At 68.9% G+C, this 15,551-nt stretch carries 14 protein-coding genes and 1 tRNA gene; 9 read left to right on the forward strand and 6 right to left on the reverse strand.

Translation table 11 applies throughout. The annotated features are described in order from the left end of the window. The first annotated feature begins 113 nt into the window (after nt 1–113). The 3 genes from ACT3UF_RS11565 to ACT3UF_RS11575 all read left to right on the forward strand — a co-directional run bounded on the left by ACT3UF_RS11565 (nt 114) and on the right by ACT3UF_RS11575 (nt 2,606). Nucleotides 114–1,844 carry a potassium channel family protein gene (locus ACT3UF_RS11565; RefSeq protein WP_444605825.1) on the forward strand — a complete coding sequence of 577 codons (1,731 nt, stop codon included), beginning with the start codon at nt 114–116 and terminating at the stop codon, nt 1,842–1,844. 34 nt (nt 1,845–1,878) lie between these two features. Next, on the forward strand, nt 1,879–2,415 hold the full coding sequence (locus ACT3UF_RS11570; RefSeq protein ID WP_444608342.1) for a peroxiredoxin: 537 nt from the start codon (nt 1,879–1,881) through the stop codon (nt 2,413–2,415). Nucleotides 2,416–2,517: 102 nt separating this feature from the next. Next, a tRNA-Ser gene (locus tag ACT3UF_RS11575) sits at nt 2,518–2,606 on the forward strand. Nucleotides 2,607–2,736: 130 nt separating this feature from the next. On the opposite strand, the gene ACT3UF_RS11580 is transcribed toward ACT3UF_RS11575, so the two are convergent. After that, nucleotides 2,737–3,537 (reverse strand): GntR family transcriptional regulator, encoded by an 801-nt coding sequence (locus ACT3UF_RS11580; RefSeq protein WP_444605824.1) that lies wholly within the window; start codon nt 3,535–3,537, stop codon nt 2,737–2,739. A gap of 289 nt (nt 3,538–3,826) precedes the next feature. Here ACT3UF_RS11580 and ACT3UF_RS11585 point away from each other — a divergent pair, with 289 nt between their 5' ends. From ACT3UF_RS11585 to ppc, 5 genes are all read left to right on the forward strand, one after another. After that, on the forward strand, nt 3,827–4,756 hold the full coding sequence (locus ACT3UF_RS11585) for a transporter substrate-binding domain-containing protein (protein WP_441443879.1): 930 nt from the start codon (nt 3,827–3,829) through the stop codon (nt 4,754–4,756). A gap of 84 nt (nt 4,757–4,840) precedes the next feature. Then, nucleotides 4,841–5,677, forward strand: a complete 837-nt coding sequence (ehuC, locus tag ACT3UF_RS11590; RefSeq protein ID WP_441443878.1) for an ectoine/hydroxyectoine ABC transporter permease subunit EhuC — start codon at nt 4,841–4,843, stop codon at nt 5,675–5,677. Continuing rightward, nucleotides 5,674–6,333 carry an ectoine/hydroxyectoine ABC transporter permease subunit EhuD gene (gene ehuD, locus ACT3UF_RS11595; protein ID WP_441443877.1) on the forward strand — a complete coding sequence of 220 codons (660 nt, stop codon included), beginning with the start codon at nt 5,674–5,676 and terminating at the stop codon, nt 6,331–6,333. The genes ehuC and ehuD overlap by 4 nt, the downstream gene beginning before the upstream one ends. Next, nucleotides 6,326–7,123: an ectoine/hydroxyectoine ABC transporter ATP-binding protein EhuA gene (ehuA, locus tag ACT3UF_RS11600; protein ID WP_441443876.1), complete on the forward strand. Its 798-nt coding sequence runs from the start codon at nt 6,326–6,328 to the stop codon at nt 7,121–7,123. Before ehuD ends, ehuA begins: the two co-directional genes overlap by 8 nt. Before the next feature lie 166 nt (nt 7,124–7,289). Continuing rightward, entirely contained in the window at nt 7,290–10,118 is a 2,829-nt protein-coding gene (gene ppc, locus ACT3UF_RS11605) for a phosphoenolpyruvate carboxylase (RefSeq protein ID WP_444600854.1), read from the forward strand. A 239-nt stretch (nt 10,119–10,357) separates the two neighbouring features. On the opposite strand, the gene ACT3UF_RS11610 is transcribed toward ppc, so the two are convergent. From ACT3UF_RS11610 to ACT3UF_RS11625, 4 genes are read right to left on the reverse strand one after another with little or no spacing between them, the layout of a single operon-like run. After that, the gene (locus ACT3UF_RS11610; RefSeq protein ID WP_444608343.1) at nt 10,358–11,377 is read right to left on the reverse strand and encodes an aldo/keto reductase; all 1,020 of its coding nucleotides are present in this window, start codon (nt 11,375–11,377) and stop codon (nt 10,358–10,360) included. 48 nt (nt 11,378–11,425) lie between these two features. Continuing rightward, complete coding sequence (locus tag ACT3UF_RS11615) at nt 11,426–12,013, reverse strand: GNAT family N-acetyltransferase (protein ID WP_441443873.1); 588 nt, start codon at nt 12,011–12,013, stop codon at nt 11,426–11,428. Beyond that, nucleotides 12,010–13,116 carry an App1 family protein gene (locus tag ACT3UF_RS11620; RefSeq protein WP_441443872.1) on the reverse strand — a complete coding sequence of 369 codons (1,107 nt, stop codon included), beginning with the start codon at nt 13,114–13,116 and terminating at the stop codon, nt 12,010–12,012. The genes ACT3UF_RS11615 and ACT3UF_RS11620 overlap by 4 nt, the downstream gene beginning before the upstream one ends. A 6-nt stretch (nt 13,117–13,122) precedes the next feature. Beyond that, nucleotides 13,123–13,608, reverse strand: a complete 486-nt coding sequence (locus ACT3UF_RS11625) for a GNAT family N-acetyltransferase (protein WP_442332424.1) — start codon at nt 13,606–13,608, stop codon at nt 13,123–13,125. Nucleotides 13,609–13,765: 157 nt separating this feature from the next. On the opposite strand from ACT3UF_RS11625, the gene ACT3UF_RS11630 reads away from it, so the two are divergent. After that, nucleotides 13,766–14,284 carry an arsenate reductase/protein-tyrosine-phosphatase family protein gene (locus ACT3UF_RS11630; protein ID WP_444599095.1) on the forward strand — a complete coding sequence of 173 codons (519 nt, stop codon included), beginning with the start codon at nt 13,766–13,768 and terminating at the stop codon, nt 14,282–14,284. Nucleotides 14,285–14,381: 97 nt separating this feature from the next. On the opposite strand, the gene ACT3UF_RS11635 is transcribed toward ACT3UF_RS11630, so the two are convergent. Further along, a complete protein-coding gene (locus tag ACT3UF_RS11635; protein WP_444608344.1) occupies nt 14,382–15,425 on the reverse strand; it encodes a hypothetical protein in 1,044 nt (347 codons plus the stop codon). Nucleotides 15,426–15,551 lie beyond the last annotated feature (126 nt).

Raw genomic sequence — 15,551 nt, forward strand, 5'->3', positions numbered from 1 at the left:
CCCGTCGGATGCGCCCTGTGCCCAGTGAGGCCTACTGTGCACCGAGGGACCCCGCGAGCCGGGTCAGAGCACCGGACGGGCGAGCAGCCCGAACGGCCGTGGAGAGGACAGCAATGGGCCTGTCGACAGGTGAGCGCACGCGCGTGGAGCGGCTTCTGTTCGTCGGCCGACGGTCGAAGGCCGGAGTCGTGATCCTCGGGATCGGCGCCCTGATGGTGATCATCCATTCCGCGGTCTTCAAAGTCCTGATGGCGCAGGAGGTGACGGATCACTCCTGGGCCAGCGCGGTCTACTGGACCATCACGACCATGTCCACCCTGGGCTATGGGGACATCACCTTCACCTCCGACCTGGGCCGGCTGTTCTCGCTGTGGGTGCTGCTCAGCGGGGTCGTCTACATGCTGGTGCTGCTTCCCTTCTTCGTGATCCAGTACGTCGTCACCCCCTGGCTGGACCGGCGCCGTGCCGCACGGACCCCGCGAAAGGTTCCGCCGACCCTGCGCGATCACGTGCTGCTGGTGGGCTCCGACGCGGTCAACCAGGCCTTCGCCGCCCGGGCTGAGCGGTCGCAGGTGGCCGCCGTCGTGGTCCTCGAGGACATCGCGCTCGCCGGAGAGCTGCATGACCAGGGACGACAGGTGATCGTCGGTCCCTTGGACTCCGCGATGACCTATCGCAACGCCGGAGCATCGCGGGCGCGCCTGGTGGTCTCGACGCTCTCGGACACCGCGAACACGAACGTCGCCTTCACGGTGCGCCAGGCCGCCGCCAGGGTGCCGATCGCGGTGACCGCCTCGAAGCCGGTCTCCGTCGACGTGCTCGATCTCGCCGGCGCCGATCACGTGCTCGAGCTCGGAGCGGTGCTGGGCAGGGAGATGGCCTCTCGCGTGCTCGGCTCGACCGGGCGGTTCCACGCCATCGGCTCCTTCGGCTCCACCCTCATCGCCGAGGCGGCCGCCCGCGGCACCTCGCTGGTGGGCCTCACGCTGGGGGAGGCGATCCCCCTGCTGCGCTCACGGGTGCGGATCCTCGCGATCATGCGCAAGGGCAGGCTGCGAGCGATGACGCCGGATCTGCGGATCACCGACGGCACGGTGCTGGTGCTCGCCGGGCAGGCGGCCGATCTCGCCCAGTATGACGAGCAGTTCCAGAGCGAGGAGGTCTCCGAGGAGCCCGTCGTGATCCTCGGCGGCGGCCGGGTGGGGAGATCCGCCTCCCGTGCGCTGAGCGACGAGGGGATCCCCAACACGATCGTCGAGGTGATGCCGGGCCGGGTCGAGAACTCGTACTCGGTGCTCGAGGGGACGGCGAGCTACGCCGTGGTCGAGGGGGATGCCGCCGATCAGCGGGTGCTGCGCCGGGCGGGCCTCGAGAACGCCTCGGCCGTGCTGGTCACCCCGCGCGACGATGACCTCAACGTCTACCTCACGCTGTTCTGCCGGCGCCTGCGGCCCGAGCTGCAGGTGGTCTCCCGCGCCACCTACGAGCGCAACGTCGCCACGCTCTACCGGGCCGGCGCGGACAGCGTGCTCTCCTACGCCACGACCGGCGCGACCGACCTGTGGAACCACGCGGGCCTCAGCCATCGCGTGCTGGTCGCCGAGGGCAACGAGCTGTTCCTGGTGCCTCGGCCCGCCTCGCTCGTGCGCCGATCGGTGCGCGATGACGCGGTGCGCCGCAGGACCGGCTGCCACATCGTCGCGGTCCTCGACGAGGACGGCACCGTGGGCTATGACACCGAGTCGATCCCCTCCGCCCCCGGGCAGCTGCTGCTGCTCGGAGATCGGCACGCCGAGCGCCGCTTCCGGCAGGTCTACCTGGGACGCCGCAGACTGCGCCGCTAGGCTGAGCAGTCACCTCATCGTCGTCAGGAGACCCATGCCGTCCGCACCCGAGTCGTCCGCAACCGCGTCGTCCGCGCCCGAGCCGACCGCACCCGCGTCGTCCGCGCCTGTGAAGCTCGCCGTAGGCGATGCCGCCCCCGCCTTCGACCTTCCCACCGCCGGCGGTGGGCGGGTGGATCTCGCCGCGCTGCGCGGCGCCCCGGTACTGCTGTGGTTCTACCCGGCGGCGAACACCTCCCTGTGCACGAAACAGGCCTGCGATCTGCGAGACAACCACCAGCTGTTCCTCGATGCCGGCTGCCGCGTGATCGGGGTGTCCCCGGACCCGGTGGCAGAGCTCGATCGCTTCGTCGCCGAGCAGGAGCTTCCCTACACGCTCGCCTCGGATGAGACCCACCAGGTGATGGAGGCCTACGGCGCATGGGGCGAGAAGAACATGTACGGGAAGCTGGTCCAGGGCACCATCCGTTCCACCTTCGGGATCGATGCTGAGGGCGTGCTGACCTTCGTGAAGTACCGCGTCGGCACCCCGAAGCACATCGCGCTGCTGCAGGAGAAGCTCGGCCTCTGAACGGGTTGCTCACAGATGTGACGTGATCTGCGCGCTCTCGCTTTGGTGCACTCCCCGGCCTCCCGTATGCTGTGGCGGCGTGCTGCGCGAGAGCCAGCACCAGGAGACGTGGCAGAGCGGCCGAATGCGCTCCCCTGCTAAGGGAGTAGGCGACCAAAATCGCCTCGGAGGTTCAAATCCTCTCGTCTCCGCCGATGGCCGATTCTGATCGGCCGGATGATCGGCACGAAGAAGGCCCCGACCCTGCGGCATGACCGCGGGGGAGGGGCCTTCTCGCATCCCGGACGGACCTGTCGGACCGGTCGGGGACGGCGGCAGCGCTCAGGAGAGCTGGCTGTCCTCGCCGAGGGTGGTCCACTCAGGACCGTCGGACTCCAGCAGATCGGGGTCGCGCACCACGTCCTGCTGGCTCGCCCCGCTGCGCAGGCGGGTAGCCAGCTCCTGCAGGGTCTCGCGGAGCACCGCGCGGGCACGTGAGGCATCGCCCGCCGAGAGAGCGTCCAGCAGCGCTTCGTGGGCGGCCGTGATGTCGGCCCGCACGCCGAAGCCGCGCGGGTCCGAGAAGCTCCCCATCCGGGTGAGGATCACGATCGTGCTCATGGCGGAGATCAGGAACCGGTTCCGGGCGAGCTCGGCGATCTGCTGGTGCAGCTCGAGGTCCGCGTTGCCTGCCTCGATGACCTCCTCCGCCTCGAGCGCCCGCCGGGTCCGCTCCAGGGCATCGCGCAGCGGGGCCAGCAGCGACTCGACAGCGCCGTCGTCGCCTTTCGCCCGCAGGGTGCTGACGCGATCGGCCACGATCGAGACGGCCTGCATCTCGATCCCCAGCCGGTAGTCGATGAAGTCCGACATGGTCTCGGCATCCATCATGGTCACGAAGAGGCCGCGTCCCGGGATCTGGGTGAGCAGACCGTCCCTCACCAGGCGCTGGCAGGCCTCGCGCAGCGAGGATCGCGAGATCCCCATCTGCTTGGACACCTGCACCTCGGGGATGGTGTCACCAGGGCGCAGGTCGCCGTAATAGATCGCATTGCGCAGCTCGAGCTCGGCCTGATCGATGATCGAAGGGCGGCGGATGGGCTGCATCATCGGCAGCCGGACCGTTTCCTGGCGAGGTGGCATCGCATCCTCCTGTGCTCGAGCGCGATACGCGCGGGGCGTCATCTAATCATCCGCCCTCCGACCGGTGCAGGCATGCACGTGGCGAGTCATCGCTGTCACATCTCGGCTCGGGGCCGGCCTGCCGCACGGGTCACGACACCATCACGAAAGCGGTTCGAGGTCGATCTTCACCCCTTGGGTACCGTTAGCGTGGGTGTGATCCGAATTGCTGATCTGCGGATTGTCGGACAGCAGGTAGTGTCGTACATCACCGCAGAGCACGAGACATACACGCCAAGGGAGCATCTCCATGCAGAACCGCCGACACTTCATCCGAGGAAGCGGTCTGGTCCTGTCGGCCGCCGCACTGGGCGGGCTGGCCGCCTGCAGCCGCACCAGCACCGGAGGCGGCGAGGACACCGGGGCCGGTGGCAGCGACGGCGGCGGCGGGGGAGACCTCCTCAGCCAGCTGCAGGACGCCGGGACCATCACCGTCGGCTTCGCCGGGGAAGCTCCCTACAGCTTCGAAGAGGGCGGCGAGCTGATGGGCGCGACCCTCGCCCTGCACCGGGAGATCTTCGGAGAGCTCGGCATCGACAAGGTCGAGGGCAAGCTCACCGACTGGGGCTCGCTCATCCCGGGCCTGAACTCCCGGCAGTTCGACGCGGTCAGCGCTGGCATGTCGATCCTCCCGGACCGCTGTGCGCAGGCCGCGTTCAGCGAGCCGGAGTTCCAGTACACGACCGCGCTGATGGTGCCCATGGGCAACCCGGAGGGCCTGGTGGACATGAACTCCTTCGTGGACTCGGGTCTGACCGTCGCCACCATGTCCGGCGCGGTCGAGTCCGACTATGTCGCCGCGCTCGGCCTGGACAGCATCGAGGTGGGCGGCCCGCAGGACGGCGTGGATGCGCTCAAGGCCGGCAATGCCGCGGCCTTCGCCCTCACCGCGATCTCCCTGAACTGGCTCGCCGACAACACCGTCGACGACGTCGAGGTGACCGAGAGCTTCGTCCAGGAGATCGACGGTGTGAAGCAGGTCGGCGCAGGCGGCACCGTCTTCCGCCAGGAGGACACCTCGCTGCTGGACGCCTACAACGAGAAGCTCGCCGCGATCATCGGGGACCCCGAGCGCTACCTCTCGATCGTCGGCGACTTCGGCTTCAGCGAGGAGGAGCTGCCGCCCGAGGAGATGACCAGCGAGATCCTCTGCAGCGGTGACCTGTCCTCCCTGCAGTGACCCCAGCTCCATCGATGACGGCGTCCCGGCGCGGCCCCTCGCGGGTCGCGCCGGGCCGTTCGTCGACCGAGAGGTGATGTACAGATGGATGGAGTGATCGGCTTCTTCCAGGACCTCGGCCCGAACCTCCAGCTGGTGCTGGACCGGATGCCGTTGATCCTCGACGGGCTCCAGGTCACCCTGCTGACCACGGTCCTGGGAGCGCTGCTCGCGCTGGTGATCGCGTTCGTGTTCGGCCTCGCGCAGCTCTCGAAGGTCCTGATCGTGCGCGGCGTGGCCCGCGTGTTCGTGGAGTTCTTCCGCGGCACCTCGCTCGTGGTCCAGCTGTTCTGGCTCGCCTTCGTGCTCCCGCAGCTGCCGTACCCGCTCGGGTTCCGGCTCGAGCCGCTGCTGGTGGGCGTCCTCGCCCTCGGCCTGAACTACGGGGCCTATGCCGCGGAGGTCGTGCGCGGATCGATCGGCTCGGTGCCCACGGGGCAGTACGAGGCGGTCAGCGCGCTCAGCCTGAGCCCGGCCCGTGGCATGTTCCGCATCGTGATCCCCCAGGCCTGGGCGCTGATGATCCCGTCTCTGTCCAACCTGTGGATCCAGCTGCTCAAGGGCAGCGCGATCGTCAGCACGGTGCTGCTGTACGACATTTTCTTCCAGGTCGAGCAGCTGCGTGACCGCACCGGCACCTGGTTCGCGTACTCCTTCGCGCTGCTGGCCTACTACCTGATCGCCTGGCTGATCGTGATCCTGATGAACGGACTGGAGATCCGCGCCAAGCACCAGATCGGGCGCGGCCCGGCATTGCGCACGGCATGGCGCTCGCTCTTCCAGGCACCCGGCACCACCCCCTCAGGAGGGCGCACGGCGCGCGTCGTCCGTGATCGCTCCGTCGCGGCCTCCGGCACGCCGATGGGAGGTGGTCTGGCATGACCCCGCAGAATTCCTGGTGGAGCTGGGACCACGCCTTCGCAGTCCTTCCGGACCTGCTGTTCGACGGCTTCAAGATCACGCTGATCGCCACAGTGCTCGGCACCCTCATCGCCCTTGTCCTCGGACTGGTGGTGGCGATCATCCGGCGCAGTGCGCCGAGGATCATCAGCACCCCCTTCACCTGGGTGGTCGAGTTCATCCGCATGACGCCGCTGGTGGTCCAGCTGGTCTTCGCGAACCTCGTGCTCTCGCCGTACGTCGACTCCTCGCTCTCCATCGGCATCTGGGTGCTGGGCATCCACTACACGACCTATATGGCCGAGGTGTACCGCGCCGGCATCGACTCGGTGCCCAAGGGCCAGTGGGAGGCGGCCACGGCACTCTCCCTGCCGCGGATGCGCACCTGGCGAGCGGTGGTCGTCCCCCAGGCGATCCGCAACACCGTGCCGGCCCTGGGCAACTACGCGATCTCCATGTTCAAGGAGACCCCGTTCCTGTTCGTGATCTACGTCCCGGAGCTCCTGAACGTCGCGCAGAACTACGGCTCGACCTACTTCCGGTACACCGAGGCGATCACCCTGGCCGGCCTCATCTTCCTGGCGGCCAGCTATCCCACCTCCCTCCTGATCCGACGACTGGAGAAGAAACTTGCCTGAGAACACTGCGCACCCCGGCGTGCCCGGCGTGCCCCACATCGAGTTCCGCGACGTGGTCAAGAAGTTCGGTGACAACACCGTGCTCGACGATCTGAACTTCACGGTCACCAAGGGCGAGCGCGTCACCCTGATCGGACCCTCCGGCTCGGGCAAGACCACCATCCTGCGCCTGGTGATGACGCTCGAAGAGCTCACCGGTGGGTACATCCACATCGGAGGCACTCCGCTGCAGTACGAGGAGCAGGGCGGCAAGCGCGTGCGCATCCCGGACAAGCGCCGCCGCCGCACCACCACCGACATCGGCATGGTCTTCCAGCACTTCAACCTGTTCCCCAATATGACCGTGATGGAGAACATCATCGAGGCCCCGGTCCACGTGATGGGTCTGAAGAAGGCCGAGGCCGAGGCGAAGGCGGAGGCGCTGCTGGACAAGGTGGGGATGGGCTGGAAGAAGGATGCCCGCCCTTCGGAGCTCTCCGGCGGCCAGCAGCAGCGCATCGCGATCGCGCGCGCCCTGGCGATGGATCCGGAGATCCTGCTGCTGGACGAGGTCACCTCGGCGCTGGACCCCGAGCTGGTCGGAGAGGTGCTCGCGGTGCTCAAGGACATCGCCGCCGAGACCGACATCTCGATGCTGATCGTCACCCACGAGATGCAGTTCGCGCGGGAGGTCTCCGACCGCGTGATGATGTTCGACAAGGGGTCCGTGATCGAGGAAGGCCTGCCGGACAAGATCTTCAGCGAACCCGAGAACCAGCGCACCCAGGACTTCCTGCGCGCCGTGCTCTGAAAGACCCGTCGCGGACCGCAGGCTGACCTGCTGCGGTCCGCGGACTGTCCCCTGCGGGTGCGCCGACGGCTCCTCGCTGTAGTCTGTGCCCGTTCGTTCCGCGCCGACGCGGTCGCCCTGCTTGTGTCGGCGGCCGCTACTCGGCGTGCCGACCCCAGGAGGCCCTGTGCCAGATACCGACGCCATCGCCGTCCCGACCTTGACGAGCGAGTTCCCCGTCGTCGGCGACGATCCCCATATCGACGCCCCACTGCGAGCGACCGTCCGACGACTGTCGACCCTGCTCGGCCGCACGCTGGCCGACCAGCACGGTCAGGAGATGCTCGACCTCGTCGAGCAGGTCCGCAAGCTCACCAAGGATGCGAAGTCCTCGGACTCCGAGGCCAGCGCCCAGGACGTCCAGAACCGTCTCGCTGAGCTCCCCATCGAGCAGGCCACTGCTCTGACCCGGGCGTTCGCCCAGTACTTCCTGCTGGCCAACGCGGCCGAGCAGGTCTACCGCGTGCGCTCCCTGCGGGAACGTCCGGCTTCGGAGTCCTGGGTCCCGCGCACCGTCGCGGCCGTCCATGAGTCCGTCGGCGCTGAGGGCCTGCAGGAGGCCGTCGACTCGCTCGACGTGCGCCTGATCTTCACCGCTCACCCCACCGAGGCATCCCGTCGGGCGGTGCTGACCAAGCTCCGCAAGATCTCGGACATCCTCGAGAACGACACCGAGGACGGCACCCCCGAGCGGCGCAGGCAGGATCACCTGCTCTCCGAGCTCATCGAGTCCCTGTGGCAGACGGACGAGCTGCGCCGTCAGCGTCCCACCCCGCAGGACGAGTCGCGCAATGTGCTCTACTACCTGACCCAGCTGTACCGCCAGACCATGCCGGGCTTCCTCGACGACCTGCGCGAGGAGCTGCGTGCCCATGGCGCCGACCTGCGCGAGCGTCAGGTGCCGCTGCGCTTCGGCTCCTGGATCGGTGGCGACCGCGACGGCAACCCGTTCGTCACCGCGGAGGTCACCCGCGAGGTGCTACAGCTCCAGGCCGAGACCGCGGTCGAGCTCGCGATCGATGTCGTCTCCGAGCTCATCGGCGACCTGTCGATCTCCAGCGAGATGACCGGTCAGGACGAGGAGCTGCGCGCGAGCATCGACGCGGACCTCGCCTTCGAGTCCGAGGTCGACGAAGTGCAGCAGCGGATGTTCGAGCAGGAGCCCTACCGGCTCAAGCTCGGCACCATGCGCGCCAAGCTCAAGGCCACCGGCGAGCGGATCCGCACCGGCGAGCCGCATGTCCACGGCAAGGACTACTACGACTCGGAGGAGCTGCAGGACGACTTCAGCATCCTGCGCGGCGCCCTGAACCGCCACGGCGGACGCCGAGCGGCCGACGGTGCGATCGCCGTCGCCCAGCAGGTCCTCGCCGGATCCGGCCTCAACCTCGCCGTCCTCGACGTGCGCGAGCACTCTGAGAAGCACCATGAGGTGCTGGCCCGTCTCTTCGACCGTGTCGGAGAGCTGGACCGGCCCTACATGGAGCTCAGCCGCGAGGAGCGCACCAAGGTGCTGGCCGCGGAGCTCGCGAGCCGGCGCCCGCTGGTCGGCACGGCGCTCGCCGAGGACGAGACGATCCTCGATGACGCCACCCGCACCACCTACAAGGTGTTCGGCGAGATCCGGGACGCTCACCGGCAGTACGGCCAGTCCTCTATCGAGACCTACATCGTCTCGATGACGCACGGAGCCGACGACATCCTCGCCGTCGCCCTGCTGGCTCGCGAAGCCGGCCTGGTCACCCTGCCCGGCGGCGACCAGAACCGATCGGACATCAGCTTCGCGCCGCTGCTCGAGGAGGTCGCCGAGCTGCGTCACGCCGGGGAGATCCTCGACGAGATGCTCAGCGATCCGTCCTACCGGGAGATCGTGCGCCTGCGCGGCGACCTCCAGGAGGTCATGCTCGGCTACTCCGATGGCAACAAGGACTCCGGCGTCATCACCAGCCAGTGGGAGATCCACCAGGCGCAGCGCCTGCTGCGCGATGTCGCCGCCCGCCACGGGGTGACGCTGCGTCTGTTCCATGGCCGCGGCGGTTCCGTCGGCCGTGGTGGCGGCCCGACGTATGACGCGATCCTGGCCCAGCCGTACGGCGTGCTCGAGGGCGAGATCAAGTTCACCGAGCAGGGCGAGGTCATCTCGGACAAGTACACGCTGCCCACGCTGGCCCGGGAGAACCTGGACCTGTCGCTGGCGGCGGTGCTCGAGGGCTCCGCACTGCACACCTCCCCGCGCTCGACGCCTGAGCAGCTGGACCGCTTCGGCGAGGTCATGCAGCAGGTCTCCGATGCCTCCTATGCGCGCTATCGCACGCTGGCGGACGATCCGGATCTGCCGGAGTACTTCGTGACCTCGACGCCGGTCGAGCAGCTCGGTGACCTGAACATCGGCTCGCGCCCCTCCAAGCGCGCGACCTCCGAGAAGGGCCTGGACGGCCTGCGGGCGATCCCGTGGGTGTTCGGCTGGACCCAGTCGCGGCAGATCGTGCCCGGCTGGTTCGGTGCCGGCTCCGGCCTGAAGGCCGCGCGCGAGGCAGGGCTCGAGCCTGATCTGCACGAGATGTACCGCAACTGGCACTTCTTCCGCACCGTGATCAGCAACGTCGAGATGACGCTCGCGAAGACGGACATGGCGATCGCCGCGCACTACGTGCACTCGCTGGTGCCGGAGCGGCTGTGGCCGCTGTTCGACCGCATCAAGGCGGAGTACGAGCTCTCGGTCGCCGAGATCGAGCGGCTCACCGGGGTGCTGGGCCTGCTGGACAATCAGCCGGTGCTCAAGCGCACCCTCGCGGTGCGCGACCGGTACCTGGATCCGATCTCCTACATGCAGGTCGCGATGCTGCAGCGGGCCCGTGCCGCCACCGAGCGCGGCGAGGAGCTCTCTCCTGAGCTGCAGCGTGCACTGCTGACCACCATCAACGGCGTCGCGGCGGGGCTGAAGAACACCGGCTGATCCCCGCCTGCCTGCGGCGGCCCGCTCGCCCGTGGCGGCTCATCCGCCTACGGCAGCCCCTCTGCCCGCGGCAGTCCCTCTGCCCGCGGCAACTCATCGAGTCGTAGGTTCTGCGCGCCTCTGGACACCTTGGGGCACAGAACCTACGACTCGATGTCGTGCGGGAGCGGTTCAGGGGTCGGGCAGGGGTCGTGCAGGGGCAGGACCGGGATCCGGATCGGGCGTCGTGCAAGGGCAGCTCAGCGCCTGGCGGTGCCGTCGATGGCGAACTCATCGATCCGGGTGAGCTCTTCGTCGGTCAGCTCGAGGTTCTCGAGGGTGGCGACGTTCTGCTCGAGCTGCGTCACCGACGAGGCTCCGACCAGCGCGGTGCTGACCTGCCGGTGCCGCAGCGCCCAGGCCAGCGCGAGCTGGGCCAGGCTCTGGCCGCGCTCGTGGGCGATCTGGGACAGACCGCGCACCCGCGACTGGTAGTCCTCGCCCAGGACCTGCTGCTCGGAGAGGGAGGACGAGGTGCCGGCGGCGCGCGAGCTCTGCGGCACGCCGGAGAGGTACCGGTTGGTGAGCAGACCCTGCTGGAGCGGGGAGAAGGCCGCCAGGCCCACCCCGAGCTCGCCGACGACATCGAGCAGGCCGTTCTCGATATGCCGGTTGAACATCGAGTACGAGGGCTGATGGATCAGCAGCGGGGTGCCGAGATCCGCAAGGATCCGCGCGGCCTGCCGGGTCTTCTCGGGGGAGTAGTTCGAGACGCCGACATAGAGCGCCCTGCCGCTGCGCACCGCATGGGCGAGCGCGCCCATCGTCTCCTCGAGCGGGGTCTCGGGATCCTCGCGGTGGTGGTAGAAGATGTCCACGTTCTCCAGCCCCAGGCGCTCCAGGGACTGATCCAGCGAGTTCAGCAGGTATTTGCGAGACCCGCCGTCGCCGAACGGCCCGTCCCACATCCGGTATCCGGCCTTGGTGGAGATCACCAGCTCGTCGCGGTGATGGCGGAAGTCCTGCGCGAGGATGCGGCCCACATGGGTCTCGGCGCTGCCGGGCGGAGGGCCGTAGTTGTTGGCCAGGTCGAAGTGGTTCACACCGAGGTCGAAGGCACGGCGGACGATCGTGCGCAGGGTGAGCGGGTCGCGGTTCTCGCCGAAGTTCTGCCAGAAGCCCAGTGAGATCGGGGGCAGCAGCACGCCGGATCGGCCGACGCGACGGTATGGGGTGCGGTCGTAGCGGGCTGCGGAGGGGTGATGGACGTCGGTGTTCATCCTCTGAGATTAGTCGGAGAAACCGCCTCTGGACAGGGGGTTCTCCGCTCAGAGTGCGCAGAGTGGCCGCTCCATGACGTCCATCCCGAGCCCCTCGACCTTCAACCAGTCGGCCTCGCCTGCGAAGGGGACGCTGTGCCCGGTGGGAACGAAACCGTGGCGCTCGTACCAGGCGTGCAGCTCTGGCCGGGACTGCAGCACCTGGATCATGAGCATGTCCACCCCGGCGGTGCGCTGGTGCTCGGCCTGCGCCTCGAGCAGGCGGGCGCCGAGGCCTCGGGACTGTACCGAGGGGTGCACGGCGAACAGGCCCAGCTCGGCACGGTCTACCCCGTCGGCGTCGGTGGGTTCGCGGCGGGTGTAGCAGCAGCCCACCACCTCACCGGCGGGCCCGGAGGAACCGTCGGGCCCGGCGAGCTCAGCGACCAGCAGCGACACCGCGGGGTCCGCGAGCATCCCGCGGACCTCCTGCGCATCGGTGCGCTGACCGTCCACCAGATGCGCTTCGGTGGTCCAGCCGCCCTCGCCTCGGTAGGCGGCCTGCACCAGGACGGCCACGGCGTCTGCGTCGTCGTCGTGGGCGGTGCGCAGCAGGATCTCTCTGTGCTTCCCGGTCTCGAGGGATGACGTCGTCATGAGGAGATCTTCCCGGCCCTCTGGAACTCGGCGAGGAGCCCGTGGCCGTCGGGAGCGGCGAGGGTGAGCGGAGAGCCGTTCGCGGGCGCCGCGTCCTGGAGCGGGCGGCGCGAGCCGTGCGCGAGCAGCTGCTCGGGCTCGGTGAGCTGGCGGATCGCGATCGTCTCGACCAGCTCGGGGTGGCGCGCGGCGAACTCGGCGTAGATCGTGGGGTCGTGCTGCCCGTCGTCACCCACCAGGATCCACCGCATGTGGGGATATTCGGTGGCCAGCTGCTCGAGGGCGCGATGCTTGTGCTCGGGACCGGAGCGGAAGAAGCCCGTGTTGGTGGGGCCCCAGTCGGTCAGCAGCAGCGGGCCATCGGGATAGCCGTTGCGGTAGAGGAAGCGCTTGAGCACGGGGAAGACGTTCCACGCGCCGGTGGACAGGTAGAACACCGGCATCGCCGGGTGCTCGCGCACCAGGCGCTGGTAGAGCATCGGCATTCCCGGGACCACCTGGCGGGAGGACTGGTGGACGACGAAGGCGTTCCAGAAGGCCAGCAGCGGGCGCGGCAGCCAGGTCACCATCACGGTGTCGTCGATGTCGCTGACCATGCCGACCTCGGTCTCCGGCGCGAAGACGGTCACGTCCGCGGTGACCTCGTTGCCGGCGACGGTCCAGAGCACGGCCTGATGCTGGCCGGGGGGCAGGGAGACTTCGAGCATCGCGTCCACGATGCCAGTGCGGTCCGCGCGCGCGGTGAACTGCTGATCACCCAGCAGGATCTGTACGGTGCGGTGCGGCGCGACCTGCCCGGCGAAGTTCCGCCAGCCGCGCACCGCCATCGTGCGCAGGTCGTGGACCGGCTGGTCGTGGAAGTCTGCGGGGGTGCCGGGGGAGGCGTACAGCACCTTCGCCAGCACCCGGACCCGCTCGGTGGAGCCGTAGCCGTGGAAGGGCTGCAGCCGCAGATCCCAGCTGAGCCGACGCAGGGCATGACCGACGGCGGTGTTCTTGACGTTCTCGATGCGTGCCGCCCAGTGCGGACGGTCGTCACCGCCGCGCGCGGCCAGCGAACGGAGCCCGGCGCGGGCGGAGGTCAGCCGAGTGCTGATGCCCACCGGGCGTCAGAGACCGCGGGCCATCTTCAGCCAGGCCCCATCGGGATCGTCCTCGACGATCTCCCAGCGGTCACCGGTGTCGACGAATCCGAGGCTCTCGTACAGGGCGCGAGCACCCGTGTTCCGGGGGCCCACGTACAGGGTGATCGTGTCTGCGCCGTCCTCGCGGGACCAGTCGAAGATCGCCTCGGCGAGCTTCCCGGCGATCCCGGAGTGGCGAGAGTTCGGGGTGACCCACATGGCCTGGAGCTCGCGCTCGTTGGCGGGGGAGTCCTCCTCGCGCCGGGCCGCCACCACGGCGACCGGCTGTCCGTCCTCGACGGCCAGGAACCAGGCGGCATCGCGCACGCGCTGCTCCCAGACCGAGTCCTCATAGGTGGATTCCTTGTCCCAGCTCTGCCCGAAGGCGGCCGGGTCCGTGCTGAGGGACCGAAGACGGATCTCGCGCACGAGCGACCAGTCGTCGTCGTGGGCGCGGATAATGTCGGCCATGGGTGTCCTCCTGAGCCGTCGTTGCGTGGTCACGGGCCATCATGCCCTGGCGATCATGCTCTCGCGCTGCCGCGGGCACCGCATGCACTCCCGTCACCAGTGTACGTTCCCCGGCGGTTCTGCGCGCGCAGCGCCCCGAGCTTGACACAATAGGGGGATGTCGCCCATTCGCCTGCTCACCGTCTGCACCGGCAACGTCTGTCGATCCCCGGCCGCCGCGGTGATGCTGCGCGCCGCGATCCTGGAGAGCGACCTGGTCGGGAAGGTGGAGGTGGGGTCGGCCGGTACCAGCTGGGAAGCCGAGGGGATGCCGATGGATGACCGCACCGAGCTCGCTCTCGAGCGATCAGGTTATGTGCGGCCCTTCGATCACACCGCCCGCACGATCCATCTGACGGAGCTGCTGGCCTGGGATCTGGTGCTGCCGATGACCGCCGATCACGCGCAGCGGCTGCGGCGGATGGTCGAGCAGGCACCCGAGGGTTCGGCCGTTCCCCAGATCGCGATGTGGCGGCGGTTCGAGCCGGGCGCGGACCCGGCGGCGCTGCCCACGGAGCTTGCCGTCGAGGACCCCTGGTACGAGGGGCAGGGAGCGTTCGACCGCACGATCCGCGAGATGCGCGAGAGCGTGCCGGGCATCATCGCGCGCGCCCGGGAGCTGCTCGAGGAGCGCTGAGCTCACCTGCTGGGGGCTCGCTGTGGAGCCCACGACGGCATTGTTCACCTCGGGGAGCCGGGGGCGTCGGGGCCTTGTCCGGGCTTTCAGGCCTCGGTTACGCGTCGGTGTCGTGCTTCCCGGTGCTGGCGCGGTGATGCCAGGTCGCGCCGACGAAGCCGGCAGTGGTCAGGAAGCCGATGCCGAGCGCGGCGATCAGCACCTGGCGCATCTGGCCAAAGCCGGAGCCGCTGTCCTCCGAGATCGCGTTGAACAGCCGGACCACCGGGCCGCCTTCATCATGGCCGGCGCCGGACTGCGGTGACGGCGGAGGGGGAGAGCTCGGTGTCTCGGCGCCGACGCCGCTGATCTCAGTGGTCTCGTTGCTCTCGCTCTCCACCGCGGAGCTGCTCGTCGGAGGCGCCGACGGCTCCTCGGGACCCTCTGTGGGCTTGTCGGGATCGCTGGGGTCCGGTGGATCAGGCTGGTCAGAGCCGTCCGTCGGGCTCTCATTCGGGCTGGGTGCCGGCGAAGAGGTCGAGGGTGAGGTGTTGGGCGATGTCGACGGCCCTGGAGTCAGGGATGGCTGTCCGGTCCCGCTCCCGTTGGTGCCTCCGCTGGGAAGGCTGCCGGGGGTGCTGATCGTGGGCGGGGTGCTGCTCGACGTTTCGGCGTCCGTGACAGATTCCGTGCCGTCGGCTGGGTGTGACTGCTCCTCGCCGGAGCACTCATCGTCGAGGGTGGTGAGCAGCAGCGCCGGGATGACCGAGTCGTCCTCGCAGTCATCCTCGATGACGGGGTCCTCGACCGGGTGCGTGGGCTCGTGCTGAGTGCCGTCATCAGCCTGTGAGTCGTCATCCGTCTGCGAGTCATCATCGGTCTGTGGATCGCCGTCGTGCTGCAGATCGTCATCGGTCTGCGGATCTTCTTCGGGTGCTGCGGAAGTTTCGGGAGACTCTTCGTCCCGGAGCGGCTCGGGGGCGTCGCCCTCCACGGTGGGCTTCTCGCTCGGGAGCTCCTCGGTCTCGGCACTCTCCTCATCGGGGGGCTCCTGGTTCGAGCCTTCCGGTGGGGTGCTGTCGGGCTCGGCGGGGGCGGACTGAGTGGTCTCGAGGTCCAGCATCTCGGCCAGAGCGGGTGCCGTCGCGACGGGAAGAGCCATGGCGAGAGCGGCGGAGCAGGCACACAGACGTGAGCGCAGTCGCATAGTCGTGGTCCCCCTCCTCCATGGTCGCGAGCTCGGTGGCTGCGGTCGGCATCATCTTCGGTGGGCCCGACGGAGCACATT

It is taken from the genome of Brachybacterium sp. AOP24-D1-21, from assembly GCF_052378665.1.
Taxonomy (GTDB): Bacteria; Actinomycetota; Actinomycetes; order Actinomycetales; family Dermabacteraceae; genus Brachybacterium.

Bases quoted from the DNA above. Each gene is read 5' to 3' on its own strand.
- ACT3UF_RS11635 (WP_444608344.1), bottom strand. From the start codon at position 15,425: ATGGCTCTTCCCGTCGCGACGGCACCCGCTCTGGCCGAGATGCTGGAC.
- ehuD (WP_441443877.1), top strand. From the start codon at position 5,674: ATGACCCCGCAGAATTCCTGGTGGAGCTGGGACCACGCCTTCGCAGTC.
- ACT3UF_RS11585 (WP_441443879.1), top strand. From the start codon at position 3,827: ATGCAGAACCGCCGACACTTCATCCGAGGAAGCGGTCTGGTCCTGTCG.
- ACT3UF_RS11610 (WP_444608343.1), bottom strand. From the start codon at position 11,377: ATGAACACCGACGTCCATCACCCCTCCGCAGCCCGCTACGACCGCACC.
- ehuC (WP_441443878.1), top strand. From the start codon at position 4,841: ATGGATGGAGTGATCGGCTTCTTCCAGGACCTCGGCCCGAACCTCCAG.
- ACT3UF_RS11580 (WP_444605824.1), bottom strand. From the start codon at position 3,537: ATGCCACCTCGCCAGGAAACGGTCCGGCTGCCGATGATGCAGCCCATC.
- ACT3UF_RS11570 (WP_444608342.1), top strand. From the start codon at position 1,879: ATGCCGTCCGCACCCGAGTCGTCCGCAACCGCGTCGTCCGCGCCCGAG.
- ACT3UF_RS11565 (WP_444605825.1), top strand. From the start codon at position 114: ATGGGCCTGTCGACAGGTGAGCGCACGCGCGTGGAGCGGCTTCTGTTC.
- ACT3UF_RS11625 (WP_442332424.1), bottom strand. From the start codon at position 13,608: ATGGCCGACATTATCCGCGCCCACGACGACGACTGGTCGCTCGTGCGC.
- ACT3UF_RS11615 (WP_441443873.1), bottom strand. From the start codon at position 12,013: ATGACGACGTCATCCCTCGAGACCGGGAAGCACAGAGAGATCCTGCTG.
- ACT3UF_RS11630 (WP_444599095.1), top strand. From the start codon at position 13,766: ATGTCGCCCATTCGCCTGCTCACCGTCTGCACCGGCAACGTCTGTCGA.